General features: G+C 61.0%; 22 protein-coding genes. 6 read left to right on the plus strand and 16 right to left on the minus strand.

Features of this window, described 5'->3' with window-relative positions:
- Nucleotides 1-9: 9 nt before the first annotated feature.
- From EDF70_RS14835 to EDF70_RS14865, 6 genes are all read right to left on the minus strand, one after another.
- The gene (locus EDF70_RS14835; protein ID WP_132274795.1) at nt 10-1,062 is read right to left on the minus strand and encodes a carbohydrate ABC transporter permease; all 1,053 of its coding nucleotides are present in this window, start codon (nt 1,060-1,062) and stop codon (nt 10-12) included.
- Nucleotides 1,062-2,066, minus strand: coding sequence for a sugar ABC transporter permease (locus EDF70_RS14840; protein ID WP_132274797.1), 1,005 nt, complete (start codon nt 2,064-2,066; stop codon nt 1,062-1,064). The genes EDF70_RS14835 and EDF70_RS14840 overlap by 1 nt, the downstream gene beginning before the upstream one ends.
- Nucleotides 2,067-2,396: 330 nt before the next feature.
- Nucleotides 2,397-3,665: an ABC transporter substrate-binding protein gene (locus EDF70_RS14850; protein WP_132274803.1), complete on the minus strand. Its 1,269-nt coding sequence runs from the start codon at nt 3,663-3,665 to the stop codon at nt 2,397-2,399.
- A 51-nt stretch (nt 3,666-3,716) separates the two neighbouring features.
- Nucleotides 3,717-6,197 carry a hypothetical protein gene (locus tag EDF70_RS14855; protein WP_132274805.1) on the minus strand — a complete coding sequence of 827 codons (2,481 nt, stop codon included), beginning with the start codon at nt 6,195-6,197 and terminating at the stop codon, nt 3,717-3,719.
- A 14-nt stretch (nt 6,198-6,211) separates the two neighbouring features.
- Nucleotides 6,212-7,048: a 5-dehydro-4-deoxy-D-glucuronate isomerase gene (gene kduI / locus EDF70_RS14860; RefSeq protein WP_132274808.1), complete on the minus strand. Its 837-nt coding sequence runs from the start codon at nt 7,046-7,048 to the stop codon at nt 6,212-6,214.
- Nucleotides 7,045-8,139, minus strand: coding sequence for a glycoside hydrolase family 88 protein (locus EDF70_RS14865; RefSeq protein ID WP_132274810.1), 1,095 nt, complete (start codon nt 8,137-8,139; stop codon nt 7,045-7,047). Before EDF70_RS14865 ends, kduI (EDF70_RS14860) begins: the two co-directional genes overlap by 4 nt.
- Before the next feature lie 141 nt (nt 8,140-8,280).
- On the opposite strand from EDF70_RS14865, the gene EDF70_RS14870 reads away from it, so the two are divergent.
- Nucleotides 8,281-9,336, plus strand: a complete 1,056-nt coding sequence (locus tag EDF70_RS14870) for a LacI family DNA-binding transcriptional regulator (RefSeq protein ID WP_132274812.1) — start codon at nt 8,281-8,283, stop codon at nt 9,334-9,336.
- 119 nt (nt 9,337-9,455) lie between these two features.
- On the opposite strand, the gene fhuB is transcribed toward EDF70_RS14870, so the two are convergent.
- The 3 genes from fhuB to EDF70_RS14885 all read right to left on the minus strand — a co-directional run bounded on the left by fhuB (nt 9,456) and on the right by EDF70_RS14885 (nt 14,444).
- Nucleotides 9,456-11,423 (minus strand): Fe(3+)-hydroxamate ABC transporter permease FhuB, encoded by a 1,968-nt coding sequence (gene fhuB, locus EDF70_RS14875; protein ID WP_132274815.1) that lies wholly within the window; start codon nt 11,421-11,423, stop codon nt 9,456-9,458.
- Nucleotides 11,420-12,271 carry an iron-siderophore ABC transporter substrate-binding protein gene (locus EDF70_RS14880; protein ID WP_245519209.1) on the minus strand — a complete coding sequence of 284 codons (852 nt, stop codon included), beginning with the start codon at nt 12,269-12,271 and terminating at the stop codon, nt 11,420-11,422. The genes fhuB and EDF70_RS14880 overlap by 4 nt, the downstream gene beginning before the upstream one ends.
- Before the next feature lie 64 nt (nt 12,272-12,335).
- Nucleotides 12,336-14,444, minus strand: coding sequence for a TonB-dependent siderophore receptor (locus tag EDF70_RS14885; RefSeq protein ID WP_132275857.1), 2,109 nt, complete (start codon nt 14,442-14,444; stop codon nt 12,336-12,338).
- A gap of 209 nt (nt 14,445-14,653) precedes the next feature.
- Between EDF70_RS14885 and EDF70_RS14890 the strand changes: the two genes are divergently transcribed.
- The gene (locus EDF70_RS14890; RefSeq protein WP_132274820.1) at nt 14,654-15,592 is read left to right on the plus strand and encodes a LysR substrate-binding domain-containing protein; all 939 of its coding nucleotides are present in this window, start codon (nt 14,654-14,656) and stop codon (nt 15,590-15,592) included.
- A gap of 5 nt (nt 15,593-15,597) precedes the next feature.
- Here the strand turns inward: EDF70_RS14890 and EDF70_RS14895 are convergent, their stop codons facing one another.
- Entirely contained in the window at nt 15,598-16,176 is a 579-nt protein-coding gene (locus EDF70_RS14895; protein ID WP_132274823.1) for a UbiX family flavin prenyltransferase, read from the minus strand.
- Nucleotides 16,173-17,678, minus strand: a complete 1,506-nt coding sequence (locus tag EDF70_RS14900) for a UbiD family decarboxylase (RefSeq protein WP_132274825.1) — start codon at nt 17,676-17,678, stop codon at nt 16,173-16,175. Before EDF70_RS14900 ends, EDF70_RS14895 begins: the two co-directional genes overlap by 4 nt.
- Before the next feature lie 108 nt (nt 17,679-17,786).
- On the opposite strand from EDF70_RS14900, the gene EDF70_RS14905 reads away from it, so the two are divergent.
- The 3 genes from EDF70_RS14905 to EDF70_RS14915 are packed head-to-tail and all read left to right on the plus strand — an operon-like array spanning nt 17,787 to nt 20,210.
- Nucleotides 17,787-18,308, plus strand: a complete 522-nt coding sequence (locus EDF70_RS14905) for an SCP2 sterol-binding domain-containing protein (RefSeq protein WP_132274828.1) — start codon at nt 17,787-17,789, stop codon at nt 18,306-18,308.
- Entirely contained in the window at nt 18,299-19,276 is a 978-nt protein-coding gene (locus EDF70_RS14910) for a peptidase U32 family protein (RefSeq protein WP_132274830.1), read from the plus strand. Before EDF70_RS14905 ends, EDF70_RS14910 begins: the two co-directional genes overlap by 10 nt.
- A gap of 4 nt (nt 19,277-19,280) precedes the next feature.
- On the plus strand, nt 19,281-20,210 hold the full coding sequence (locus EDF70_RS14915) for a U32 family peptidase (RefSeq protein WP_132274833.1): 930 nt from the start codon (nt 19,281-19,283) through the stop codon (nt 20,208-20,210).
- Nucleotides 20,211-20,418: 208 nt separating this feature from the next.
- On the opposite strand, the gene kduD is transcribed toward EDF70_RS14915, so the two are convergent.
- From kduD to kduI (EDF70_RS14930), 3 genes are read right to left on the minus strand one after another with little or no spacing between them, the layout of a single operon-like run.
- The gene (kduD, locus tag EDF70_RS14920; RefSeq protein WP_132274835.1) at nt 20,419-21,171 is read right to left on the minus strand and encodes a 2-dehydro-3-deoxy-D-gluconate 5-dehydrogenase KduD; all 753 of its coding nucleotides are present in this window, start codon (nt 21,169-21,171) and stop codon (nt 20,419-20,421) included.
- A gap of 7 nt (nt 21,172-21,178) precedes the next feature.
- A complete protein-coding gene (locus EDF70_RS14925; protein WP_132274838.1) occupies nt 21,179-21,517 on the minus strand; it encodes a cupin domain-containing protein in 339 nt (112 codons plus the stop codon).
- 9 nt (nt 21,518-21,526) lie between these two features.
- Complete coding sequence (gene kduI / locus EDF70_RS14930) at nt 21,527-22,369, minus strand: 5-dehydro-4-deoxy-D-glucuronate isomerase (protein ID WP_132274840.1); 843 nt, start codon at nt 22,367-22,369, stop codon at nt 21,527-21,529.
- 224 nt (nt 22,370-22,593) lie between these two features.
- Between kduI (EDF70_RS14930) and EDF70_RS14935 the strand changes: the two genes are divergently transcribed.
- Nucleotides 22,594-23,376 carry a FadR/GntR family transcriptional regulator gene (locus tag EDF70_RS14935; RefSeq protein WP_132274843.1) on the plus strand — a complete coding sequence of 261 codons (783 nt, stop codon included), beginning with the start codon at nt 22,594-22,596 and terminating at the stop codon, nt 23,374-23,376.
- Nucleotides 23,377-23,423: 47 nt separating this feature from the next.
- Here EDF70_RS14935 and EDF70_RS14940 read toward each other — a convergent pair whose 3' ends face one another.
- Both EDF70_RS14940 and ugpC read right to left on the minus strand, forming a co-directional pair.
- Nucleotides 23,424-24,683, minus strand: coding sequence for an ABC transporter substrate-binding protein (locus EDF70_RS14940; protein ID WP_132274845.1), 1,260 nt, complete (start codon nt 24,681-24,683; stop codon nt 23,424-23,426).
- Nucleotides 24,684-24,733: 50 nt separating this feature from the next.
- Complete coding sequence (gene ugpC / locus EDF70_RS14945; RefSeq protein WP_132274848.1) at nt 24,734-25,849, minus strand: sn-glycerol-3-phosphate ABC transporter ATP-binding protein UgpC; 1,116 nt, start codon at nt 25,847-25,849, stop codon at nt 24,734-24,736.
- Between the last annotated feature and the right edge of the window lie 2 nt (nt 25,850-25,851).

Here is a 25,851-nt window from a genome sequence, read left to right on the forward strand (position 1 = left end):
GGATAAGTCCTATTTCAAGCCGGTGCCGGCAATGCCGGTGGTGATGAAACGCTGCAGGAAGATGAAGACCAGCACGACCGGGATCATGGTGACGACGGTCATCGCCAGAATGAAGTGCCACTGCACATTGAGTTCGCCGGAATAGATGCTCAGCCCCACCTGCAACGTGTAAAGCTCACGCCGCGACAGCACGATCAGCGGCCACAGAAAATCGTTCCAGCGCCAGACGACCGAAAAGATCGCCAGCACCGCCAGCGCCGGGGCCGTCAAAGGCAGCACGATACGCCAGTAGATCTGCCATTCCGACGCCTTGTCCATGCGCGCCGCGTCGATAAGCTCGTCGGGAATGGTCAGCATGTATTGCCGCAGGATGAAGACACCGGTCGGCGTCGCCACCGTCGGCAGGATCACACCCCAGAGACTGTTGAACAGGCCGAGCGTCGAGATGATCGAATAAAGCGGTACCATGATCACCGAGAGCGGCACCATCAGTGTTGCGAGGATGACGAGCATGGCAAGCGAACGCCCCTTGAACTCGTATTTCGACAGCGCGAATGCCGCCATGGAATTGACCACCAACGTGATCACCGTTGCCACCACCGTCACGAAAACCGAGTTCCAGAGATAGCGCAGGAAATCGAAATGCACGAAGGGTTCGGTATAGTTCTCCGTGGCAAACGACATGGTGCGCACTGGGGTGCGGTCGTTGATATTGACCTTGACGATCTCGGCCGGCGCCTTGGGATCGACCATCTGCGCCACCAGCCCGATACGGCGGACTTCGGCGAGAACCCGCGTCGAACCGTCCGGCATTTTGGCGTCGTACAGCATCAGCGGCTTGTCATAGCCTTCGACGGTCGCCTGACTGGTGACATAGGGCAGGATCGATGGCGGGAATTCCGCCAGCGCCGCCGGGGTCTTCAGCGAGGAAAACACCAGCCAGACGGCCGGGCCGAACATGATGATCAACCCGCCGACCAGCCAGACCCAGGTAAAGATATCGGTCCAGTGCCAGCCCTTGCCGCCTTTTCGGCGCAGGATGAAACGCGCAACCTTACCCATCAGCGTTTCCCCTTGTTTTCACCGCGTTTGCCGATGCCGAGCTGGATCAGCGTCAGCACGACCAGTACGCCACCCATCAGGATCGAGGCGGCAGCCGCCAGACCCGGATTGCGCAATGCGGAAGCAAAGCCGGTTTCATAGATATATTGCGTCAGGAACAGCGTGCTGGTGCCCGGCCCGCCGCCGGTCAGCACGTAGATCTCGTCGAACACCTGCACGGACTTGATCAGCGCCAGCACCACGACGACCAGAAGGTTCGGTGCCAGAAGCGGCAGGGTGATGCGCCAGAAGACGCGCGCCGGCTTGGTGCCATCCATCTCGGCCGCCTCGTAAAGATCTTTCGGGATCGCCTGAAGCCCGGCCAGAATGATCAGCGCGTAAAAGCCCATATGCGCCCAGAGCGACACCCCGATCGTGGCGGCAAAGGTCCAGTTGCGGTCGGTCAGCCACGTATAGGGGTCCATGCCGAACTGGTAGAGGCCGAAATTCAAGAGGCCCTGCCGTTGCAGGATCCATTTCCAGATCAGGCCGACAACGACCGGTGACAGCAGCACAGGAAAGAAGAACACGGCACGCCAGAAGGAACGCGCAGCCAGTTCACGATTGAGGATCAGCGCCGTGATCAGCGCCGTCAGGATCATCAGCGAGACCTGCAGCACCACGAACCAGAACGTGTTGCCGACGGCGGTCCAGAAGGCATCTTCCTGGCAGGACATCGGATCGAGATAGTTCTGGCATTGAAACAGCCGGGAATATTGTTCGCCGCCGATGAAATCGCGCTCGGACAGGAAAAAGGCGGTGCCGCCGGTCATCGAGTAGACGAAGTTGATGACGAGCGGCAGCAGCACGAAGATGCCGAAGATCAGCATGTTCGGCGCGAGGAAGAAGGTCGCCATGCCGCCGATGCCGGTGGCCTTTTGCAGGCGGCGCAGCGGCACGTCGATGATGCGCATGACAGCGTTGACGGGCGCCATCAGGAGGCTGGAGAGAGATGGTGTGGTCATGGTCTCGTGTCTTCTCCTCCATTGCCGTCGAATTTTATCGTTTCGCCATCTCCAAGACGGGAGGGCATATGAAGCCGGAACAGTGCGCCCAGCCGATCTCCCCCCTTGAGGGGGAGATGTCCGGCAGGACAGAGGGGGGTGTTTCCGGCACAAATGCCGCTTTCAATCCATCTGCCGCACCGTTGTTTACCCCCCTCTGTCACTCTCGTGACATCTCCCCCTCAAGGGGGGAGATCGAAGGGAGCAAGAGGCACCGCCTCACCTCCATCTGCAAAGGCCCTCAGCCCGCGGAAAGATCGGCTGGGCGCAGCGCCTCAACTTCAACACAAATTACTTGCCCGCGTCCTTCACCTTCTGGGCAATATCCGCATCGATCCGCGCAAACGCATCATCGATCTTCAATTCACCGGCCAGCGTCTGGCCGATACGCGTCACGATCGCCGCATAAACGGTGTCCGACCAGCGCCAGCCCGGCAGTTTCAGCGCGGCTTCGGATGTCGTCTTGGTGGCATCCACGAACACATTGAGCGCAGTCTTGGCCTGTGCATTGTCCGACTTGAAATCGAGGCCGCCCTTGTCGACCACGCCCTTGTGGCCGGGCAGGAACAGCGTGCGTTCGGAAAATTCCTTGACGATCTTTTCCTGCGCGAACCAGTCCATGACGGTGGCAACGTCCTTCGGGTTCTTGGTGTATTTCACCGCGACAAGCGCCGCGCCACCCGGCATGCCGGTGCAGGCGGCCGGGCCGCAGGGGCTGCCAACCGCGACCCAGTCAAAATTGTTGCCAATCTTGGTGGCAAGGTTCGCCACCTGCCAGGAACCGGAATAATAGAAGGCGAGCTGGCCGTTGATGAAATCATCGGCCGCGGCACGATAGGTGCTGCCGGCCGCCGACACCCAGACATCCTTGCTGACGGTGCCGTCTTCGGCCCAGCCGACAAATTTGGTGAGATAATCCTTGGCACCCTTGTCGAGCGGCGCCGGCTTGCCGTCGGCGCCGATATAATTGGCGCCATAAGAGAGAAGCGGCGCGGTGATGCGGTGGCCGGAACGGTCGATCGCCATGGCGAACGGCACCAGCTGGCTTTCCTGCACCTTCTTCGAGGCGGCTGCCCAGTCTTCCCATGTCGCCTTCGGACCGGGGATCGGCACGCCGGCCTGATCGAACAGGGTCTTGTTGGCATAACCGCCGGTCAGGGTGATCTGCGTCATGAAGCCGGAAATCTGCTTGGAACCGTCAGGCCGCATCCAGTCTGCCTGCAGACCAAAATTGTCGTCCCAGTATTTGGCGTCCTTCACCAGCGGGCGCAGGTCCAGCCAGTGCTTCGACAGTTCCTTGATGGCGGTGACGCGGGCGATATCGGGGCCGTTGCCGGCTTCCAGCTGCACCGGCAGCTGTTCCTTGATGACGCTATAGGCGACATTGTCGAGAATGACGTTGATGCCGGGGGTTTCCTTCATGAAACGCCCGACAAGGTCTTTCATCACCTCGCCTTCGACGCCATCGGAATACCACATGATCCGCACATCGCCGGCATGGGCCGCCGTCGAGGTGAGAAGCGCGAGCGCAAGGCCCGCCACAAGCGATTTGGTCTTCATGCGCATTTTCCTCCCTTTGTGGACAAGGCCTCCCAACCCGTCCGGTGACGACTAGACGCCAAGCAAGATTGCTTCGCCCCTCACGCTGTAATCCGTCCGCGTTATCACGCGGCCTTCAGCCTCCACGGACCCATCGGCCCGGAAGCGAACGCTACCATATTCCGGGTCCTCGACAATGATGATGCCATCCGGCCCGTGTTCGGCGGCCAGATCACCAAAGCGGCTTTCCAACGAAGTCAGATCACCGGCCTCGCAGACACGCACGATCCAGCGGGTCTTCTGGCCGTATTGCCGCAATTCGGCCCCGGCCGAAGGGCCATCTTCTGTTGCGTGAAGATCGGAACCTGCGCGCAAAAGCACAGCCCCCTCACCCGAACGGGCAAGTGCCAGACTTCCCGAAACCCGGCTTTCATCGAACTCGGCCTTCGGGAACCAGGCATGGGTAAAGTCCGGCTGTTCCTCATAGGTGGTGAACTCAAGGACCGCGAGGCCGCGATATTGCTGCACGCGCGGAATGGTGCCGCAACCGCCCCAATAGGATGGACGCCCGTAACCGAACTGGATCGTCTCGCCCGGATGGTTGATCCAGATCGCCGCCTCCGGCTTTTGCCCGATGCGCAGGTGAAGAACGGTTTCCTGATAACCCCATTCGTCCCAGCGGTAATGCACCGTCGAGCCCATGGCGAAGTTTTTGCCCTTGTAGTGATAGAGCGCAGCGAACGCGTTTTCGCCCTGCGCAAACCGCCATTCCTGATGCTGATCGCCCTGATGATCGGCGATTGCAGCAAACTCTTGCGGGATGACCAGGCCATGGTCGCGCAGGCAGACAGCCATCTGCGGCAGGCAATGCACGCGACGACCGTAAAAGCCCTTGCCCCACAGCAGGCGGGAAACCGCCGAAAGCTCCAGCGAACGACCGGCGCACAGCGTATGTTCGTAAGAACGCCCCTGCGCCGCCGTCACCATGCCGTGATGCGCCGAACGGGCGATGATTTCCGCAAGCCGCACGATCCCGGTTTTGGCGCGCTCGGCGATATCCTTGTCCGGAGACAGTGCCGCCAGCGCCGTCAGGCCCTTCAGATCGATCGGGAAATAGGGTGCCGAATTGAACTCCGCCATTTCCCAGTGTTCGAAATGGTCGAGCCATGCCCGCACCCGGTCCGCACCGACCTTCGCCTGTTCCGAACCCTTGCGGCCGGAACGCACGAACGTGGCTTCGGGGAGAAGATGGCCGGCGAGATAAGCCGAGGTGTGGAACAGCAGCGCGTGGTTTTCCGAAAAATACCACTGCACATCATTGCCCGGCTCATCCATCCAGTACCGATAGTTGAGGATGGCGGCATCGATGCGAGCCCGCGTCTTCTCGTTGATGTCCCCGCCCCAAGTCGTGCGTGACCAGATCAGCGGAACGAGCGAGAAATCGGCGCAGTCGTGGCAATCCTCGATCGACGGCAGGATTTCCTCGATCATCGCATCGGTGTCAGCGCCACCACGGCCGCTGGCCAGCCGGGCAAAGGCGCGCACCGTATCGCGTTCGGAATAATCGGACACTTCGGTCAGCGTGTCGGTGATGCGCTCAGCCAGCGAAGAAGAGGCGTCACCCTGACGCGCCGCATGGCAGATTTCCACGCCGACCGACCGCGAGGCGACAAAACCACCGGCATTCAGCGTCACGCGCAGATGGCGGAAATCCGCGGGCGCCTTTTCCGATGGCCCGACATTAAGGCTGGCCACACCGGCCGGAAGCTCGAAATCATAATCGAAGCGTTCGCGCGACATGAAATCGCCTTCGATGGCGACATTAACCTTCGCCTCAACCGGCAAGGCCTTGGCAAACAGCACGGTGATATCGCCGCCGAAATAATGCTGGCGGTCGAGGTGCATGCCGTCCAGCGCCTCTTCCAGACTGTCCGCCACGGCACCCGCCACCGGAACCGGCAGCGCGACATTGGCGGCGGGGCCGGAGAGATAATCGAACTGGTAGAAATAACGGGCATCACGCTCGGCAAGATCATCGAAGAACAGCACGATCTCGTTCAGGCCGGCGGTCAGCTCCAGTTCGAACTCCTGTTTGGCTTCGAGATTGCGGCTATAGGGCGCCATCCAGCCCACTTCCGCACCGTTCAGCCACAGAACCGCGCCGCCGCAGGTGCCGAGCCGGATCTTTGCCGTACCCGCCGTCTCCGCCTCGACATAGGTGCGCGTCCATGTGGCCAGCCGCGTCGGGCGGAACCAGAAACCGGAAAGATCGAGCCGGGGCGAACCGAAAGGCAGCCACCAGCGCGAGGCTTCGAATTCGCCGCGCACATCCGGCCTTTTGCCGCGACAGGTCTCGGCAAAAATGGTGCGGCAGGGATATTCGTGCGGAATGAAGTTCTTGACCTTGGTAAGGAAGAAGAACGGATCCATCTCGCCCTTCATCGGCGCGTCGGGCACATCGAAACGTTCCTCGGCGATGCGGCCAAGCTGCCAGTAGCGCACGGCATCGCCCGGCTTCAATGTCTTGCGCATCCAGTTCTGCTCCGGGTTCATCTTCGCCTGCCGCCTTATCTGAGTTCGCTTAAGGCCACCGGGGCCACGTCGTTATATTCCTGGTTTTCGCCGGTCATGCCCCAGACAAAGGCGTAGCCATCCGTGCCCGCGCCCATGTGGATGGACCAGGCCGGCGACAGAACCGCATCGAGATCCTTGACCAGCAGATGCCGGGTTTCTTCCGGCCGCCCCATCAGGTGGATGACACGCTCTTCCGGCGCGAGATCGAAATAGCAGTAGGCCTCCATGCGCCGCTCATGCAGATGCGGCGGCATGGTGTTCCAGACGCTGCCTTCGGCCAGATCGGTAATGCCCATCAGAAGCAGGCAGGAGGGTGCCACCTGCGGGTGGATGTACATCCGCAAATTCCGCTTGTTGGAGCGTTTTGCTTCGCCAAGATCGAGCGGTTTCGATTCCGCTTTGCTGATCAGCCGATGCGGGATATCGGCCCCGGCCGGAACCGAATTCATGTAGAAACGCGCCGGCTTTTCCGCCGAATGGCTGGCGAGCGAAATCTCCTGCGCACCCCGGCCGATATACAGAATGTCGCGGTTTTCCAGCTCGAATTTTTGGCGATCCACGGTGATCGTGCCGCTGCCGCCCAGATTGGCGACACCCATTTCGCGCGCGGACAGAAGATAGGGCGTGCCGATATCCTTGCCCGAGCCGAATGTCAGCGTCGCATCGAGCGGCACCGCGCCGCCGAGGATCAGACGGTCGACATGGGTATAGGTAAAACCCACCGCACCCGGCTGAAAAAGGTCCTCGACCAGAAATTCCTTGCGCAGCCGCGCCGTATCGAACGTTCTGATGTCATCCGGGCCGGCGCCATACAGAACCTTCATCGTCATGAAACCTCTCCTTCGACATGGCGTAGCGCCTCGGACAGGCACAGGATCGCCAGCGCCTGACCGTAACCGGTCGGCTGGATCGGAATGTCGCGGTAGAACTGCAGATCGTGGCCCATGCGGGTGCCGTAGGACACGTTCAGCACGGTGCCGGTATCATCGATATTGGCAAGCAGCGCCTCGACGGCCCTCAGACCGGATGCCCGCCATTCCGGCGTACCAAGCCCCAGTCGATGGCCTTTGAGCAGGCCATACCCGAAACCAGCCGTGGCGGAAATTTCCTCGTAGGCGGTTGGATCGTCCAGCAGCGTGCGCCATGCGCCGGATGCGGTTTGCGATGTCAGAAGCGTATCCACCTGCGCCACCAGAACACCGGTCAAAAACTCCTTCACCGCTGCCGGGATGTCGGCCAGATCGAAAAGGTCGAGCAGGCCGGCAGTGATCCAGGCATTGCCGCGCGCCCAGCGCGCCTCTGCAAAATTGTGGTGCCCCTGAAAGGTCCAGCCGTGAAACCAAAGGCCGGTCTTCCTGTCGGCTAGATAACGGGTATGGACGAGAAACTGTTTGACCGCTTCATCGACCAGTTCGGTGCGGCCGCTGGCCTGACCGTAAGACGCCAGGAACAGGGCCACCATATAAAGCGTGTCGTCCCAGAGCTCGTCGTCATTGACCTTGTCGGAGACGTGATGCGCAAAGGCCCCTTCCCGCGTGCGGCCCATTTCGGTGATGGCCCGGTTCGCCCATTCATCCAGCACCGGCTGCCAGCGCGGATCGCGGGTTTCGCGCCACAGAACCGAAAGGCCCAGCATCGGAGCGGTGGTATTGACGTTGAGCTTTGGAAGGCCCGCCTCGATGCGCGCGGAATACCAGTTCTCGATCAACGTCTTCAGATCATCGCGACCGGTAAACAGCCACAGGCGGATCAGGCCATAAAGGCCGACACCCTGCGGCCATTCCCAGCTGTCGAAGGAAATGTAATCGCCGGCCGAGCCGTCGAGATTGGGTTCGTGAAACCGACCGTCATCACGCAGACCGGTCATGCCGACTACGAGAAGATCGAGTTTTTCACGGATATGCCGGCCCGAAAGGCCCATGCTCCATCCTCCTTCCACATTCTTTCGAAAGTGGTCCTCCAATCCGCTTCTCCCAAGCGGCGGATGGATGTAAACACCGGATTTATAATTGCGCAATCTGAAAATTTTTTGCAGTCTGGTGACGATTACCGGAGATGGTCGATGGCGGACGCAGCAATTCCCAATAAGCGCGGCAGGAAAAGCCGGCGTGTCCGGCTCGAGGATATTGCCGAAAAAGTCGGGGTGTCCCTGAGCACGGTATCGCGCGCATTGACCGGCGAAAAGGGCGTACGCGACGATATCCGCCAGCGCATTCTGGAGGCGGCAAAAGACGCCAGTTACCCGATGCCGGCGCCCGTTCCCGGAAAGAAGATTGTCATCGCCGCCTCGAGTGCCGCAATGATCGATTACGTGCGCAACCAGTTCACCCTGCATGTCCTGGAAGGCGCGCGAGACCGGGCGCAGATCCTTGGCCTCGACATCATCACCCGGCCGATTGCCGATGCCAGCGACGAACGTTCGGTTCTGGACGAGGCGGGCAGCGATCCCGACGTGACGGGCCTGCTGTTCCTGACGGTGGATGACGAACGCATGCTGGCCGCCACCCGCGCCTTCGACAAGCCGGTTGTGCTGATCAATGGCGACGATCCGCATATGCGGCTCTCGAGCGTCACCCCCTGCAACCGCTCGGCGGCGCAACTGGCAACCGACCGCCTGCTCGATCTCGGCCACCGCCGCATCCTTTTCCTCATGCGCCCCGGCCGCCGCACGATCGAACGCCGTCAGGAAGGTTTTTGGGATGCACTGCGCCATCGCGGCATTGCCGTCACACAGGATATGACCGTCACCGTCGACGACTGGCTGCCGGAACTGGCGACACAGGCAATTGCGGAGCGCATCGCCAAAAAAGGCCTCGATTTCACCGCCATCCTGGCCGCGGGCGACAGCCTTGCGGCCGGCGCGATGCTGGCCGTGCAACAGGCCGGTTACAGCGTGCCGGAGGATGTTTCGGTCATGGGCATGGACGACCTGCCGCAGGCCGCCTTCCTCAATCCGCCGCTGACGACGGTGCATATCCCGATGCGCGAAATCGGCATGACGGCGGTCGACCTGCTGCGCGATCTCTGTTCCGGTGTGCCGGCTCTGTCACGCCGCATCGAGCTTGCCTGCCATGTGGTGCACCGGCGCTCGGTCTCGGCACCGGCAGTGATGGAATAGGTGCTCAGCCTGCAAATCTCCCGCAATTGGTATAGCAACGCGGAGGTTTGAAACCCTCGGATCGCCAAGGGCGGAGACTCTGCCGATCATTCCCGAGCGGCTGCCAGCGGCAAAAATCGCTATCGCTCGCCCCGCGCCACCAGCCAGATGAGATAGGGCGCTCCGACCATGGCCGCGAAAAGGCCAAGCGGAAGTTCGTAAGGGAAAGTGGCGGTGCGCGCGCCGAAATCGGCAAAGGCCATCACCACCGCACCGAGCAGGAACGAGGCGGCCATATGATCGCCTGACCGCACGAAACCGGCGCGCAGCGCGATATGCGGCGCGATCAGGCCGACGAAGCTCAACGGGCCGACGAGAAGCGAAGCAGCTCCGGTGGCAATGCCGCAGATCAGCAGCAGCACAACGCGGCTGACCGGCACCGACATGCCCAGCGAACGGGCAACCGGCGCGCCAAGCGGCAGCACCGAAAGCCAACGCGTGAAGAACAGCGAGACGGCAAGCCCGACCGCCGCGATGGCGGCCAGAAGAATGGCGGTCGTGCTGGTGGCGGTCGAGGCCGAGCCGCCGAGCCAGGCAAGGATTTGCCAGGAGCGCTGGTCACCGATCGCCATCAGGGCGGCAAGCACGGACGAGGACAGCGAACCAATGGCGATGCCGGCGAGCAGCAGCTTGTCGGCCGGAAGATGACGACGGCTGGCGAAACCAAGCACCAGCGCCATGACGATGAGAGCGCCAGCCCCCGCACCACCCAATTGCGTCAGCGCGCCGCCCATCGGCCAGAAGGTCAGCGCTGCGGCAAAACCCAGCCCCGCTCCGCCGCTGACACCGATCACTTCCGGGCTTGCCATGGCATTGCCGGTCATGCGTTGCAGGACGGCGCCGGTGAGCGCCAGAAGCCCGCCGGCAGCCGCCGAGGCGAGCAGGCGCGGCCAGCGCAGGGGCGCCAGATCGGCGATCTGGTGCACATCCAGCATGACCCAGTGGACGCCGTTGCGGGCAACCGCCAGCGCCAGAACGATGACGACAATGGCGGCAAGTGCAAAAACCGGCAGGCCGCGCCGCAATGCGGTCGGCTTGACGATCAGCGCCGACCGTTCGTGCAGTTCCATGGTTCGCACGCGTGGCAGCAGCCACAGCAGAAGCGGGCCACCAATCAGCGCCGTTACGGCCCCGGTCGGAAAGGTTTCGCCGGCACTGCTGGCAACATATTGAACAATCCCGTCGCACAGGAAAAGGAGAAGCCCGCCGGCAAAAGGTGAAAGCGTCACGACCATGGCCGGCCGCCGGACACCGATACCACGCACCAAAGCCGGGGCGGCAAGGCCGACAAAACTGATCAGCCCGACGCCTGCGGCAACGAAACCCGCCAGAGCGGTTGCGAGTGCGGCCACCGCAAACCGGATGCCGGCGAGATTGACGCCCAGCGCACGCGCACCGGCATCGCCCAGACCGAGCAAAAGCAACGGGCGCAGCAGCAGGGCCGACAGAATGGCGGCCATGACCAGCTCGATCGACAGCGACTGGAACACCGACCAGTCCTGCTGGCTGAGCGAGCCGCCATTCCAGGTGACGAGCGACATCAGGTACTCGCCCTGCGCCAGTGTCAGTGCGGCTGAAAAGGCGGCAGCGGTGACGCCGACCAGAAGGCCGGAGACGACCATGGTTACCGGCTCGAAAGCACGGCGCCATGCGAGAGCGAACACGATGGCCGCAGCCGCACCGGCGCCGAACAACGCGACGAATGTGCGGTTACCATCGAGAAATTCCGGAAAGAACAGCGTGGCGACAACGATGGCAAGCTGGGCACCGGCAGAAATGCCGAGCGTTGACGGATCGGCAATCGGGTTGCGCAGCAATTGCTGCAAAAGCGCGCCGGACAGGCCGAGTGCGGCACCGGCAGCCAGCGCCACACCCGCGCGTGGAAAGGTGCCGTAAAGCAGAATGACCTGATCCATGGAGGGAGACGCGGTCGAGAAGATGGCATCGCCCCAGGCACCGGTTTCGACCACCAGCGAGGCTTCATGCACAAAAAGGGCAATGGCAACCAGGAGGGCGGCCAGTGGAACCAGCCAGATACAATGCTTCATCGGCCGTCATCCTGCGCCAGCAGGGCCTGCGTAAACAGCCGGGCAAACCGCATCCCGGCCGTCACACCACCATAAGGACCGATATTGGCCAGTTGCAGGACACGGCCTTCGCGCACCGGCTCCAGCGTGTTCCAGATCATGCTGTTGCGCAGATCCCGGCGTGACTGCACGGGGATATCGGAGATGATGACGATGCGGGCATCCTTTTCCTCCGCAAGCTTTTCGATCGGCACCGGCGCTGCAAAGGTGAAGCGGGAACGGTCGTTCCAAGCATTGCGCAGACCGAGCCGCGACAGGACATCACCGAACATGCTGTCGGTGCCAAAAATGCGGACATGACGCGCATCGCCCATATTGACGAGATAGGTGGGACGCTCGGCAAAACGGTAAACGGATTGCCGCATGGCATCCAGCGTGCCGAGAATATCGCTTGTTACGCGGGTAGCCTGTTCCGTTCTTCCGAGTTTTTCACCCAGTGCCTTTACTGCGGCCAGCGCCTTTCCGAAGGGTGGTTCGCCCTTGATATAAAACGGCAACGACAGCGTCGGCGCGATGGCAGCGAGTGTCGCTTCTTGCCGTGCGTAGAAAGGCGAGATCAGGATGAGGTCCGGCTTGACCAGATGCAGAAGCTCAAAATTGACGGCACCGCGCAGGCCAAGATCGATCACGTCATCCGGAATGAAAGGCTCGACGGCATCCTCTCGAAACTGGATCAGTTCGGTGGCGGCCACCGGCATGACGCCCAAAGCGACCGAGGTTTCCAGCATCGCCCAATCGACGGCAGCAATGCGCTGAGGCGGCGGGTTGCTTTCTGCAGCGCTCACCCGACCGGCAGACAGAAACGTCAGAGCGGCGCCGAGAACGAGTTCCCGGCGCCGGATCGAAATCGATCGGGACTGCTGCAAAATGGGCTTACCAGCTATAGGAAACTTTCCCCATGAATGTGCGGCCATCACCATAATAGCAACCGAACGAGCTGCAGCTGGCCACATAGTTTTCGTCGGCAATATTCTGCACGTTGAACGAAGCCTTGTAACCGTTATTGCTGTAGCTGATGGCGGCATCCACCAGCGTCACCGGATCGAGATTATAGGTGTTGGCACTATTGCCGTAACGTTGCCCGACATACCGCACGCCGCCGCCGATTCCCAGACCGTCAAGCGCACTGTCTTCCTGGAAAGTGTAATTGACCCACAGGCTGGCCGCATGCTCCGGCACGTTTTCGACACGCTTGCCATTGTCGGCACCGGAACCGATTTCCGTGTCGGTATAGGTGTAGGCCGCACGCAGATCGAGACCTGCCGCCAGACCGACGACACCTTCGAGCTCGATGCCGCGAACCTTGACCTCGCCGATCTGCGAAATCACGCCATTGATGGTGCGCGAAACATTCTGCTGCGTCAGGTCATAGACGGACGCCGCGAAAAAACCATTCCAGTTGGTCGGCTGGTATTTGATCCCGGCCTCGACCTGTTCACCGGATGTCGGTTTCAGGGGGTCGCCGAGGCTGTTTGCACCGGCAACCGGTTCGAACGAGGTGGCATAACTGATGTAAGGCGCAATGCCGTTGTCGAAGAGATAGCTGAGGCCGGCGCGGCCGGTCAGTTTCTGGTCGGTCTGGTCGAGCGAGCGCGCAATGCCGGTAATGCCGCTGGTTGACGTGCCGGATGTGCCCGACCAGTCATGACGCAGACCAAGCGTGGCGCGCCAGTTTTCATAAGCCAGCTCATCCTGCAGATAGAGCCCCGCCTGCCAGAGCTGACTGTCCACCGTCGTGTCGATCGTGCGCGAGATCAGATTGATCGGCCCTCCGTAAACCGGTGAAACCATATCGAGCGTCGTTGCCTGCCAGAACTGCGTGCGGACATTGTTGTCGAAATAGCGGTAGTCGAGACCGACAAGCAGCTTGTGATCGACAGCACCGGTGGCAAAGTCCGCCTCGAAATTGTTGTCGACGTTGAACGTGCTCAGGGCTTCGTTCTGGAAGGTGGCGTTGCGGCGCAGTGTGCGGCCGTCTGCAGCCAGACCAGCGGTCGACATGCCGAGCGACGTGTAATCCCAGTCGAAATCCATGTAGCGAAGGTTCTGGCGGAAGGTCCAGGTCTCGTTGAGGCGCTTTTCCAGCTCGTATCCGAGATTGATCATGGTGCGCTTCGAATCGTCGAAACTCGGATCGCCGACATAGAAATCGCGCGGCAGCTTGTAGCTGGTGGCATTCAATGTCAGCTGCGGCGGCAGGCCGGACGGCGTGCTGGGGTTATCGCGCTGGACGCTGGTCAGGATGGTGAGCTTGGTATCTTCATCAGGCTGCCATGTGAGCGCCGGCGCTATGAAAAAGCGATCATTATTGAGATTGTCGGTCTGGGCGCCGGCATTTTTTGCAAGTCCGGTCAGGCGATAGGCGAAATCCGATCCTTCCGTCACTGCGCCGCCGAAATCGAAAAAACCACCGTAATAGTCGTAACTGCCAGCCTGGGCGCCAACTTCTCCAAAACTCTCGAAAGTCGGGCGCTTGCTGATCTGGTTGATCATGCCGCCGGGGTTGCCCTGACCATACATGACAGAGGCCGGGCCGCGCAGCACCTCGACGCGTTCCAGCCCATAAACTTCGAAGGCCGGCGCGCCGGCCGTGCGCATCATCCGCAGACCATTGAGGAACTGCGCCTGACGCCCATCGAAACCACGGATGATCGGAGAATCGAAACGCGGATCGGCACCAAAGGGCTGAGCGACAACACCGGGCGTATACCCCAGCACTTCGCCCAGCGTCTGGGCGTTCTGGGCCTTGATCTGGTCGCTGGTGACCACCGAAACAGACTGCTGCGTCTCGATCAGCGGCGTGCCGGTCTTGGATGCCGTGGAACTGGACTTGGCGACATAACCTTTGACCGGGCCTTTCGGATCTTCCGCAGCATTTCCGGTGACCACGATCGGGGCAAGCGTTGTGCTTTCGGCAGCATCCTGCGCAAGCGCATGACCGGCACCGATACAGCCGGTGAATGCGACGGACGCTGCGAGCATCAGATGGGTTTTCGACAAGATCATTATGCGCCCCCGCAAATTCGTCCGCATGCGCCATCGCGCCCGGATCATCAATCTGGACTTATTTGCTCATCTTTTATAGCGCGGATATCGATCGATCCAATAATCGGGAGGTGGATTTTTCAGAACTATCAATTATGAAATTCACCTATCGGCATAAGCGCCGATTATTACAACCGAGATTTCCGATGGCTGCTCCCAAGACACCCCGCGCATCGCAATTCGAATTGCGGCATCTGCGTTATTTCATTGCGCTGGTGGAGGAGAAGAATTTCGAGCGGGCAGCGGCTCGGCTGGGGATCGCCCAGCCCGGCCTCAGCCAGCAGATCCGCAATCTCGAAACGCTGGTAGGCCTGCCGCTGCTGGATCGTTCGAAACGCTCGGTGCAGCTGACGCTTTCCGGCCAGATCCTGTTCGACGAGGCACGCAAGATCGTGGCGCAGACGGATCTGGCGCTGGCGCAGCTGCGGCGGGTCGGCCGTGGCCAGACGGGAAAGATCTCGATCGGTTATGTCGCCTCGGTTGCCTATGCCGGCGTGCTGACCGAATCGCTGTCCTCCTTCCGCAGCACCTTTCCCGATATCGAGTTGCAGCTGGTGGAAATGGAAATGCGCATGCAGTTGACCAAGATTGCCGAGGGAGAGCTGGATTTCGGCTACATCCGCCCGCCTGTCGCGGTGCCGGCCGGTGTGGCGACGATGACGGTGCTGCGCGAACCTCTGGTGATCGCGCTGCCGCAAAACCATCCGCTCGCTTCGGTGGAGGAGGTCGATCTGGCGGCGCTTTCGGCGGAAACCTTCATCACGCCACGCCAGCCCGCCGATGTGGGCTTCCATTCCAACACGCTGGATGCCTGCCGGGCCGCCGGTTTCGAGCCAAACATCAGCGCCACCGGCCGTGACTTCACCACCATTGCCAGCATGGTGGCAGTGGGGCTGGGGGCGGCTGTCGGGCCGCAATCGCTGTCCTGCCTGCAATTGCCGGGCGTGCGCTATCTGCAGCTGTTGCGCAACCGGGTGACGTCCGATCTGGCAGTCGCCTATCGCAAGTCGGAAAGTTCGGCTGCCGTGCGCGCCTTCGTCGCCCACCAGCGGGCGAAATATGCTGAGGTCAAGCCCGAGGCGTGACAGCCTCAGCCACGCCATTCGCTGGCGAGCGGCATATCTTCAAGGCGTAGCATGTCGATGGCGCGGCAGGCGATATGCTCGACGATATCGGCAACGGATTGCGGACGATGATAAAAGGCCGGCACCGGCGGCATGACAGTTGCCCCCATTTCGGTGACCGCCACCATGTTGCGCAGATGACCGAGATGCAGCGGTGTTTCCCGCGCCAGCAGGATGAGTGGCCGACGCTCCTTCAGATGCACATCGGCGGCGCGGATGAGGAGATTATCGGCCAGCCCCGTAGCAATGCCGGCAAGCGTGCGCATCGAACACGGGGCGACGATCATGCCGGCTGTGCGGAACGAGCCACTGGCGATCGAAGCGCCGATATTGTCGATGGCGTGGTGGTGATGGCAAAGGCTGATCAGGCGGAAAAGCGCATCCGCACCGATCTCCGCTTCGAATGTGCGGGTTGCGGCCTGCGAGACGACGAGATGCAATTCGACTGCGGCCAAACCCGCCAGCAATTCACTGATCCGCAGAGCGATGGCGGCACCCGATGCGCCGGAGACGCCGAGAACCACGCGCTTTCTTGCTTCGTTCATTGCGGCAAATCCAGCCCGAGCTCGTGCCACATGGCCGAGACACGCGCCTCGACCTCCGGCCTCATGGCCAGCACCCTGCCCCATTCACGATCCGTTTCCGGGCCGATCTTGTTGGTGGCATCCAGCCCCAGCTTGCCGCCAAGGCCGGGTTTCGGTGAGGCGAAATCGAGGTAATCGATCGGCGTATCGGTCAAGACCACCATGTCGCGCGAGGCATCGAAACGGGTGGCGAGCGCCCACATCACATCCGGCCAGCTGCGGACATCGACATCGGGATCAACGGCGATGATGAGTTTTGTATAGGAAAACTGCGGCAGCATGGACCACAGGCCAAGCATGATGCGCCGCGCCTGACCGGCGTACCGTTTGTCGATCGACACCACGATGGCGCGGTAGGAACAGGCTTCCGGCGGCAGAAACAGATCGACGATTTCGGGAAACTGCTTTTTGACCAACGGCACAAAAAGCTCGTTCATCGCCTCGCCGAGCACCGACGGTTCGTCTGGCGGGCGACCGGTATAGGTGGAAAGGTAGACGGGTTTCTGCCGCATGGTGATGGCCGTCACCGTCATCACCGGGAAACGATCGACGGAATTGTAATAACCGGTGTGATCGCCATAGGGGCCTTCATCGGCCATTTCCGTTGCCGATACCGTGCCTTCGATGACGATTTCGGCATTGGCCGGCACCATCAAGGGCTGGCTGACGGCCTTGACGACCCGCGTGCGACGACGGCGCAAAACGCCGGCAAAGGCCAGTTCGCTCATGCCTTCCGGCAGCGGCATGACGGCCGAAAGAATGGTCTGCGGGTCCGCGCCGATGACCACGGCAACCGGCGTATCCTTGCCCTGACGCTGCCATTCGCGATGGTGTTTTGCACCGCCGCGATGGGCAAGCCAGCGCATGATCAGCCGGTTTCGCCCAAGCTTCTGCATGCGATAGACGCCGAGATTGACGTCTGCCGGATCATCATGACTGCGGGTAACGATCAGCGGCCATGTGACGAGCGGTGCCGGCTCCCCCGGCCAGCACCACTGGATCGGCAGTTTGGCGAGGTCGATATCCTCTCCCCGCAGCACCACATCCTGACACGGCGCCGAACCGACATTGCGCACGCCCAGCGACAGCGCCGCTTGCAGCATCTGCAGTTTTCCCAGCGCATCCTTCAGCGATGCCGGCGGGCGGGGTTCGCGCAGGTCACCCAGCAGTTTTGCCAGATCGCCGATCTTTCCCGGCTCCAGGCCAAACCCCAATTCAATGCGTTCGCGTGTGCCAAAAAGGTTTACGAGCAGCGGGATGGGACAGACATTCCCTTCGGCATCCACCGGCTTTTCGAACCACAGCGCTGGACCGGCCTGATGCAGCGCGCGGCGATGGATTTCCGTCACCTCATGCACAAGGCTGACCGGTCTGGAGATACGTTTCAGCAGGCCACGGCTTTCGAGGTCAGAGGCAAAATGCTGGAGATCACGGTAGCGGCGCGGCGCGGCATTTGGGGTCATCCCCTTCTTTGGCCGGGGATTTTACCGCCGTCTTTGTTCTAGCTCAAAAACATGTTGCGCCGCGATCGTTAGCCTTTGCGCGAAATGATCCGGAGACGTCCGACGCCTATGCAATTGATCCCCCCTCTTCTGACCCGTCCGCTCAATGCCGTTCCGCTTGTCGTCATCGAACGTGTCTGCCGCCTGATGTTCAGGCGTATCGGCCTTGCACATCCGGGTCTTTTCGAGCGGCTGGGCGAGCACAAGGCAAAACGGTTTGCCTTCCTGCCGACCGACGTGCCGCTTGCCTTCATCGTCGAACCGGCCAGCGACACCATTTTCGTTTGGCGCAAGACCACCGATGTCATCGCCGATGCCGTGACCGAAGCGCCGCTGTTCATGCTGTTGGCACTGATGGAAGGCCGCTGCGATGCCGATGCGCTGTTCTTTTCGCGCGACCTTTCGGTGACCGGCGACATGGAGGCGATGCTGGCCATGCGCAACGCGCTCGATGCCAGCAGTATCGACCTTTCGAAGGACCTCGCCCGCCTTGCCGGCCCGTTTGCGCCGATGGCGGGACGGGTAATCGGCGAAATCCGCAACCGCGCCCTTGATCGCGCTCTGGCCGGAGAAACCGCATCATGGAACTGATCTGTCCCGCCGGTACACCGGCTGCCTTCCACGAAGCCGTGGATGCCGGCGCCGATGCCGTTTATTGCGGCTTTCGCGACGAAACCAATGCTCGCAATTTTCCCGGTCTCAACTTTTCCCGGGAGGAACTGAAGGAGGCGATCGCCTACGCCAAAAAGAAGGGGTGCGAGACCTTTGTGGCGCTCAACACCTTTATGCGGGCCGGCGCTGAGGAGATCTGGTATCAGGGCGCGGCCGATGCCGTGGCCTGCGGTGCCGATGCCCTGATCCTTGCCGATTTCGGGCTGATGGCGCATGTGGCCGAAAAATACCCCGATCAGCGGCTGCATGTGTCGGTTCAGGCCTCGGCCTCCAACCCGGATGCCATCAATTTTCTCGTCGACACTTTTAATGCCAAGCGCGTGGTTCTGCCGCGCACGCTGACGATCGCCGACATTGCCCGCATCGGCAAATCGATCCGCTGCGAGATGGAAGTCTTTGTGTTCGGCGGGCTGTGCGTCATGGCCGAGGGGCGCTGTTCGCTCTCCTCCTATGCCACCGGCAAATCTCCGAACATGAACGGCGTCTGTTCGCCGGCAAGTCATGTGCGCTACCGCAAGGATGGCCGCGATCTGGTGTCGGAGCTTGGCGCATTCACCATCAACCGCTTTCCCGAAGGCGAAGCCGCCGGTTATCCGACCCTCTGCAAAGGCCGGTTCGATATCGCCGACAGCAATGGTTATGCCTTCGAGGATCCGGTCTCGCTCGACGTGATGGGCGAGTTGGAAGCACTGAAGGCTGCGGGCGTGAGCGCGCTAAAAATCGAGGGACGGCAGCGCGGTAAGGCCTATGTCGCCGAGGTGGTGAAGGTGATGAAGGCGGCGGTCAACAGCCCGCCGGACAGACGCGGCGCCCTTCTTTCGCGGCTGCGCAGCATGAGCGAAGGACAGAAAACCACGTCCGGCGCCTACGAAAAACGCTGGAGATAATGCGATGACACAGACGAAACGTCCGGGCCTGACGCTTGGCCCGGTCTATTACCTGTGGGACGCCGCCAAGTGGCGCGATTTCCACTTTCGCATCGCAGACGAAGCCCCGGTCGAGCGCGTGCTGATCGGCGAAACCGTTTGTTCCAAACGCCAGCATTTCATCGAGCCGCATCTGGCAGAGGTGGTGGAACGGCTAGATAGTGCCGGCAAGGAAGTGGTGTTTTCCACCCTCTCGCTGGTCACACTGGCGCGTGAAAGCAAGCAGATCCGCGAGATGGCCGAAACGAGCGACCACATGCTGGAGGCCAACGACCTTTCGGCGCTGGCCGTGCTGAAGGACAAGCCGCACACGATCAGCCCGCTGATCAATGTGTACAACGCACCGACCGCACGGCTGCTGGCCAGCCGCGGTGCCAAAACCATCTGCCTGCCGCCGGAACTGCCCTTCTCCTCCCTGCGGGAGATTGTCCAAAACTGTCCCGAGATCGATTTCGAGGTGTTTGCCTTCGGCCGCATGCCGCTGGCGATTTCAGCGCGTTGCGCGCATGCCCGCTCCAAGGGCCGCATCAAGGACAATTGCCAGTTCGTCTGCGGCGAGGAGCCGGATGGACTGCCGGTGAAAACGCTGGACCGGCAATCGTTCCTGACGCTGAACGGCGTGCAGACGGTGTCGCATGCCTGCCAGTCGCTGTTGGGCGAGATCGATGATCTGCTGGCAGCCGGCATCCGCTCGTTCCGGCTGTCGCCGCAGGATTGCGACATGGTGGAGGTGGCGAGGCTTTACCGCGCCGTCATCGATGGGGGGATGGCGGCGGACGAGGCGATTGCCAGGCTGCAACAGGTCTATCCGGCAGCGCCGCTTGCCAATGGTTTTCACCACGCACAGGAAGGTGCGGCCTGGGTGGCGCGGGCGAGAAATTTGCAGGCGTCCTGAATGGTGGAACGGGCCTGCATTAAACAGACCTTTCAAGCACCTATTTCGTCATCCTAGGGCTTGTCCCTAGGATCTAACCACGTCAATGATATCAGGCAGTTGCAGATCCTCGGGACAGGCCCGAGGATGACGGCGGCAAGGTTTCCGACCTTTGTCAGCAGTCTACGAGCCTGCATGCAGGCTCTCTTAAAGTTGCCATCTCAAAAACTCAGCGCGCCAACCATCCGCCATCGACCGGGATCACCGTGCCATGCACATAATCCGAGGCCTTCGAGGCGAGGAACACAGCCGCACCGCCGAGTTCCGAAGGCGTGCCCCAGCGACCAGCCGGGATACGCGCCAGGATGGCCTCGTTGCGATCCGGATCTTCGCGCAGCGCCGTCGTGTTGTTGGTGGAGAAATACCCCGGCGCGATGGCGTTTACGTTGACGCCCTTGCCCGCCCATTCGCAGGCCAGCAGTTTTGTCAGCCCTGCCAGACCCGCCTTGGAAGCGGTATAGGACGGGATGCGAATGCCGCCCTGGAAGGACAGCAGCGAGGCAATGTTGATGATCTTGCCGCTGCCGCGCTCCAGCATGTGGCGACCGGCCGCTTGCGACAGGAAGAACGCCGTCTTCAGATTGACGTCGATGACGGCGTCCCAGTCTTCCTCGGTGAAATCCACGGCATCGGCCCTGCGGATGATGCCGGCATTGTTGACCAGAATGTCGAGCTTTCCGAAGGTGGAGATCGTTTCCGACACGATGCCTTTGACAGGCTCGATCGTGCCGAGATCCGCCTTGATGACATGAAAGCCGGTGCCGGCGTTTTTTACCGCCGCCTCGGTTTCATTCATCGACGAGCGGCCGACCGCAACGATGGAAGCGCCGGCTTCAGCGAGCGCAATCGCGATCGCCTGACCGATGCCGGTGTTGGCGCCGGTAACAACGGCCACCTGGCCGGAAAGATCAAACAAGGTCATGAAAGCCTCACTTCAGAAATTCAGCACGATGCGGCGTAAACACGTCGATCAGCCGGCCGGCTTCGAGCGCTTTCACACCGTGAACAAGATCCGGCGGCACGATGAAGCTGCCGCCCTTGAGGAGCGTTTCGGTGCGCCCGTCGATGGTCACCTCAAAACTGCCCTCGGCAACATAACTCGCCTGGATATGGGGGTGGTTATGTTTTGCGCCGATTGCGCCGGCTTCAAACACCACTTCCACCATCATCATTTCCGGCAAATAGGCCATGATACGACGGGTGACGCCCGGTTCCGGGTTCACCCATTCGGCACCTTCTGCCGAAACGAACAGATCACTCGATGACATGGGTGATCCTCACTTCAGGTCTTCGATGGCGACCGGATCGACATCGGTGTAATCGACATTGTCACCGGCCATGGCCCAGATGAACGTGTAGCTGGACGTGCCTGCACCCGAATGGATCGACCAGCCCGGAGACAGGATCGCCTCTTCGTTCTGGACGATCAGGTGGCGGGTTTCATCCGGTTCGCCCATCAGGTGGATGACGCGCGCCTTTTCCGGCAGGTCGAAATAGAGATAGGCTTCCATGCGGCGGTCATGGATATGGCAGGGCATGGTGTTCCAGACGGAACCCTCGGCAAGCGTGGTCATGCCCACGACCAGCTGGCAGGTTTTTGCGCTTTCCGGGTGGATGAACTGGAAAATGGAGCGCTCGTTGCTGGTGGCCTGCGAACCGAGATCGATGCGCTTGGCATCGGAAATACCGATATGCTGGGCCGGATGCTTGAAATGCGCCGGTGCACTGAGCAGGTAGAATTTCGCAGGGTTGGACGCATCGTCGGACGCGAAGGTGACCGATGAACCGAGGCCGGCATAGACCATATCACGCGTGCCGGCAGCGAACTTTTCGCCATCGACGGTGACCGAGCCTGCACCACCGATATTGACGGCAATCAGTTCGCGACGGGCGAGCAGCTTGTCGGTGCCGGCCGGCTTGATGGTTTCCAGTTCGAGCGGCGACGAGGTGGGCGTCGCGCCACCGACGATCATGCGATCGTAATTGGTGTAATGTAGCTGGATGCGGCCTTCCACGAACAGCGGCGGCAGCAGAAAATGGTCACGCAACTGCGCGGTGTTGAAGCCGGCGGCCGTCATCGGATCGATGGCGAAGCGATTGGTGTAATCGGTGTGACTCATGTTATCTCCCAAAACTTTGAGTTTGAAGTCATCATACATATTGACGAAACGCATACAACATGCGGCGTTGAAAATTTGCCGCATGCCCTTTTGGATTTCGTATAAAATCCTTGCATTTCAGAACTAATGGTGTGCAGAAAAAATATCCAAGCGATATGAGCCTTCGCAAACAAATCGTGTTAATACTGTCATGAATTTGTCTATTTTCGCATGAAGCAGGCGCGATGAAGAACCCGGACACCGCAACCAGCCCTACAGAGACAGGGATAGCGCGTCGGCAAAAACTGTCCGACCGGATCGTCACGTCGCTGCGACAGGACTTTTTGTCCGGCCAGGTGGAGATCGGCCACAAACTGCCGACGGAAACCCAACTGGCGGATAATTTCGATGTCAGCCGCACGGTCGTTCGTGAAGCGATTGCCACCCTGGTGGCCGATGGACTGGTGGAGACGCGTCAGGGCGCCGGCATTTTTGTGCTGGGGCACCAGCGCTCTTCGACACCGCTGCCGATCACGACCAAGGACCCGTCCAACAACATTTCACATGCGCTCAACGTGCTGGAAGTGCGCATTGCGCTGGAAATGGAAAGTGCCGCCTTGGCCGCCACCCGCCGCAGCGCCTCGCAGGAGGCGCAGATTCAGGAGCGGTTTTTCGAATTCGAACATCTGTTGAAACGCGGAGAGCCGACCGGGGCTGCGGATTTTGCCTTTCACCGCGCGATTGCCGAAGCCACCAACAACGCGTTTTACGTTGAAGTGCTGGATTCACTGGGAAGCCGCACCATTCCCTGCGACGTGACCTCGCCTTATGCCACCGAAGATGTGCTGTCCTTCACCTATCAGGCAGGCCTGCAGCGGGAACATCTTGAAATTCTCAACGCCATTTCGGCAGGCGATGCGGCCGCAGCCCGCGATGCGATGCGCGCCCATCTTGCCGCCAGCCAGGCGCGGTATCGCCAGCGCCTGTTTGAACGACGCAGCCGTTACCAGACCGATCACGAGGTCTGAACCGTGACAGACATGGCCCATGCCTTTCGACATGGGCCATTGGTTTGTTACAGGCGACGCAGCGCCTTGGTCAGGCCATTGACGATCTCCTCTCCGGCCTCTTCCGCCGTCAACTGGCCATAGGCGAACTGTTCGATGACATCCTTGAACACTTCCTGCACGGACGGGTGCTCGATCAGCGGAGACATGACCGGGCCGGTGGCATCGGCAACGATTTTTGCACCATCGAGACGTTCGGGCGTCAACTTGCCCGCCTGCTCCAGCGTCGCCTTGGCGATGGCGGAGGCCGGCAGACCGCGGCTGTCGCCGAGGATCAGGATGGCGTCCTTGTCGTTGAGCAGGCAGTTGACCACCTGAGCCGCCGCCTTCGGGTCCTTCGAATGCTTCGAGACGGCAAACACCATGGACGGCTTCTTGTAGACGCCATCGGATTTGGCACCCGCGATCTTCAGAGGTGCTGCCGGGATGAGTTTTCCGACCTTGAGCGGATCGTTGTATTTCGAATAGGTCGAATCCCAGAAATAGGTGCCGCCGATCTTGCCCGATCCCCAGGCCGGATCGTCAAAAATCTCGACATTGCCGACGCCCGCCGCAGCCTTGGCCGAGCGCACGATGCCGTTGTCGACCATCCACTGATAATGTTTGAGCGCGCCGGCAATATCATCCGCCGTCCAGTCCAGTTCATTGGTGCCGGGCTTGACGAATTCCTTGCCGGAAATCTGCGCGGCAAAGGCTTCCACCATCAGCATCAGGATGACGCGGGTGCTATCGAACGGATAGATGCCCTCCGGGTTGAGTTTCTTGGCGGCGGCCGCGAGATCATCCCAGCTTTTTGGCGCAGCCAGGCCCGCCTTCTTGTAGATCTCCTCGTTGAAATAATAGGTGGCTCCGGTGACGGACACCGGCACGCCATTGAGCTTGCCGCTCATGATGGCAGGCGCCAGCTGGCTGTCGTTCCACTGTGTGAGATCGAGTTCGCCGGCAAACTCCTTCAGGTCGGCAAAACCGGATCCATCCTTGGAGAACTGGTAAAGCCACGGCCAGTCCACCTGGATGATATCCGCCTCGGTGCTGCCGGCCATCTGCGTCGTCAGCTTTTCCAGATAACCTTCAAAGCCCATGAACTCGGCCTTGACCTTGTGGCCGGTCTTGGTGGTGCAATAGTCCAGCGCCTTCTGGGTGGCGACATGGCGACCATCACCACCCCACCACGACATGCGCAAATCCGCAGCAGACGCGGCGCTGGTGGCAACCGCGGAAGCGGCCAGCGAAAGGGATAAGGCGGCGTAGATCGATTTCCTGCTCATGATGCGTTCCTCCTCCTGAAACACGGCATCGGTGAAACCCTCTCCTCGCCCTAGGCGAGGCTGATATTCTGACCGCTCACGCGGTCGAAAATGAAAACCCGTTCCTCGTCCGGCCGGATGCGCAGCGCGCCATCGACCGAGGCTTTTCGATACTCCTCGACCGGCAGCACAACGGTGAACCGTTCACCGCCGATGGTGACATGCACATCGACCTCATGGCCGAGGAAATCCGCCTTGATGACCTTTGCAATCAGTGCATCCTCACCCGGCGCAGCCAGACGAAAATGCTGCGGGCGCACGCCGAATGTGACGTCGCCATCCGTGCCGGCGGCAAGGCGGCCGGCGAGATCGGCGCCGAAGCGCACCGACTGATCGCCGAACGTGACCACCGGCCCGCCCTCGCCCCGGCTCACGGTGGCGTTGACGAGGTTCATTTCCGGCATGCCGATGAAACCGGCGACGAAGGCGTTTTCCGGCCGCGCATAAAGCGTTTCAGGATCGGCCACCTGCATGATGCGGCCATCCTTCATGACGCAGATGCGGTCGCCCATCGTCATCGCCTCGACCTGATCATGGGTGACATAAACGACGGTGGAGGACTGGCCCTGCTCTTTCAGCCGACGATGCAGATCGGTGATGCGCACACGCATCGAGGCGCGAAGTTTCGCATCGAGATTGGAAAGCGGCTCGTCGAACAGAAACACTTCCGGCTTCTTGATCAGCGCGCGGCCGAGCGCGACGCGTTGCGCCTGACCACCGGACAGCTGTTTCGGCAAGCGGTCGAGCAACGGCCCGATTTCCAGCACATCGGCCACTTCCGCGACACGCCGTGCGATCTCGTCCTTCTTTTCGCCGGCCAGTTTCAGGCCGAAGGAGAGGTTCTTGCGCACTTTCATATGCGGATAAAGCGCATAGTTCTGGAACACCATGGCGATGCCACGTTCGCCCGGCGGCAGATTATTGACCACCTTGTCGCCGATCGAGATATGGCCGCCCGACACTGTCTCCAGCCCGGCGATCATCCGCAGGGTCGTTGACTTGGCGCAGCCGGACGGGCCGACCAGCACCATGAACTCGCCGTCCTTGACGTCGAGATTGATGCCGTGCAGCGCTTTCAGCGCGCCGCCATAGACCTTTTCCAGGTTGCGGATGGAGAGTTGAGCCATTC

Origin of the sequence: Neorhizobium sp. JUb45 (assembly GCF_004343585.1) — a bacterium.
Lineage (GTDB): Bacteria > Pseudomonadota > Alphaproteobacteria > Rhizobiales > Rhizobiaceae > Neorhizobium.

Coding starts and splice junctions, on each gene's coding strand:
- EDF70_RS14905 (WP_132274828.1), top strand. CDS start 17,787: ATGCAATTGATCCCCCCTCTTCTGACCCGTCCGCTCAATGCCGTTCCG.
- EDF70_RS14840 (WP_132274797.1), bottom strand. CDS start 2,066: ATGACCACACCATCTCTCTCCAGCCTCCTGATGGCGCCCGTCAACGCT.
- EDF70_RS14835 (WP_132274795.1), bottom strand. CDS start 1,062: ATGGGTAAGGTTGCGCGTTTCATCCTGCGCCGAAAAGGCGGCAAGGGC.
- EDF70_RS14865 (WP_132274810.1), bottom strand. CDS start 8,139: ATGGGCCTTTCGGGCCGGCATATCCGTGAAAAACTCGATCTTCTCGTA.
- EDF70_RS14855 (WP_132274805.1), bottom strand. CDS start 6,197: ATGAACCCGGAGCAGAACTGGATGCGCAAGACATTGAAGCCGGGCGAT.
- EDF70_RS14925 (WP_132274838.1), bottom strand. CDS start 21,517: ATGTCATCGAGTGATCTGTTCGTTTCGGCAGAAGGTGCCGAATGGGTG.
- EDF70_RS14915 (WP_132274833.1), top strand. CDS start 19,281: ATGACACAGACGAAACGTCCGGGCCTGACGCTTGGCCCGGTCTATTAC.
- EDF70_RS14850 (WP_132274803.1), bottom strand. CDS start 3,665: ATGAAGACCAAATCGCTTGTGGCGGGCCTTGCGCTCGCGCTTCTCACC.
- kduI (WP_132274808.1), bottom strand. CDS start 7,048: ATGACGATGAAGGTTCTGTATGGCGCCGGCCCGGATGACATCAGAACG.
- ugpC (WP_132274848.1), bottom strand. CDS start 25,849: ATGGCTCAACTCTCCATCCGCAACCTGGAAAAGGTCTATGGCGGCGCG.
- kduD (WP_132274835.1), bottom strand. CDS start 21,171: ATGACCTTGTTTGATCTTTCCGGCCAGGTGGCCGTTGTTACCGGCGCC.
- EDF70_RS14885 (WP_132275857.1), bottom strand. CDS start 14,444: ATGCTCGCAGCGTCCGTCGCATTCACCGGCTGTATCGGTGCCGGTCAT.
- EDF70_RS14910 (WP_132274830.1), top strand. CDS start 18,299: ATGGAACTGATCTGTCCCGCCGGTACACCGGCTGCCTTCCACGAAGCC.
- EDF70_RS14940 (WP_132274845.1), bottom strand. CDS start 24,683: ATGAGCAGGAAATCGATCTACGCCGCCTTATCCCTTTCGCTGGCCGCT.
- EDF70_RS14900 (WP_132274825.1), bottom strand. CDS start 17,678: ATGACCCCAAATGCCGCGCCGCGCCGCTACCGTGATCTCCAGCATTTT.
- EDF70_RS14890 (WP_132274820.1), top strand. CDS start 14,654: ATGGCTGCTCCCAAGACACCCCGCGCATCGCAATTCGAATTGCGGCAT.
- kduI (WP_132274840.1), bottom strand. CDS start 22,369: ATGAGTCACACCGATTACACCAATCGCTTCGCCATCGATCCGATGACG.
- fhuB (WP_132274815.1), bottom strand. CDS start 11,423: ATGAAGCATTGTATCTGGCTGGTTCCACTGGCCGCCCTCCTGGTTGCC.
- EDF70_RS14935 (WP_132274843.1), top strand. CDS start 22,594: ATGAAGAACCCGGACACCGCAACCAGCCCTACAGAGACAGGGATAGCG.
- EDF70_RS14870 (WP_132274812.1), top strand. CDS start 8,281: ATGGCGGACGCAGCAATTCCCAATAAGCGCGGCAGGAAAAGCCGGCGT.
- EDF70_RS14895 (WP_132274823.1), bottom strand. CDS start 16,176: ATGAACGAAGCAAGAAAGCGCGTGGTTCTCGGCGTCTCCGGCGCATCG.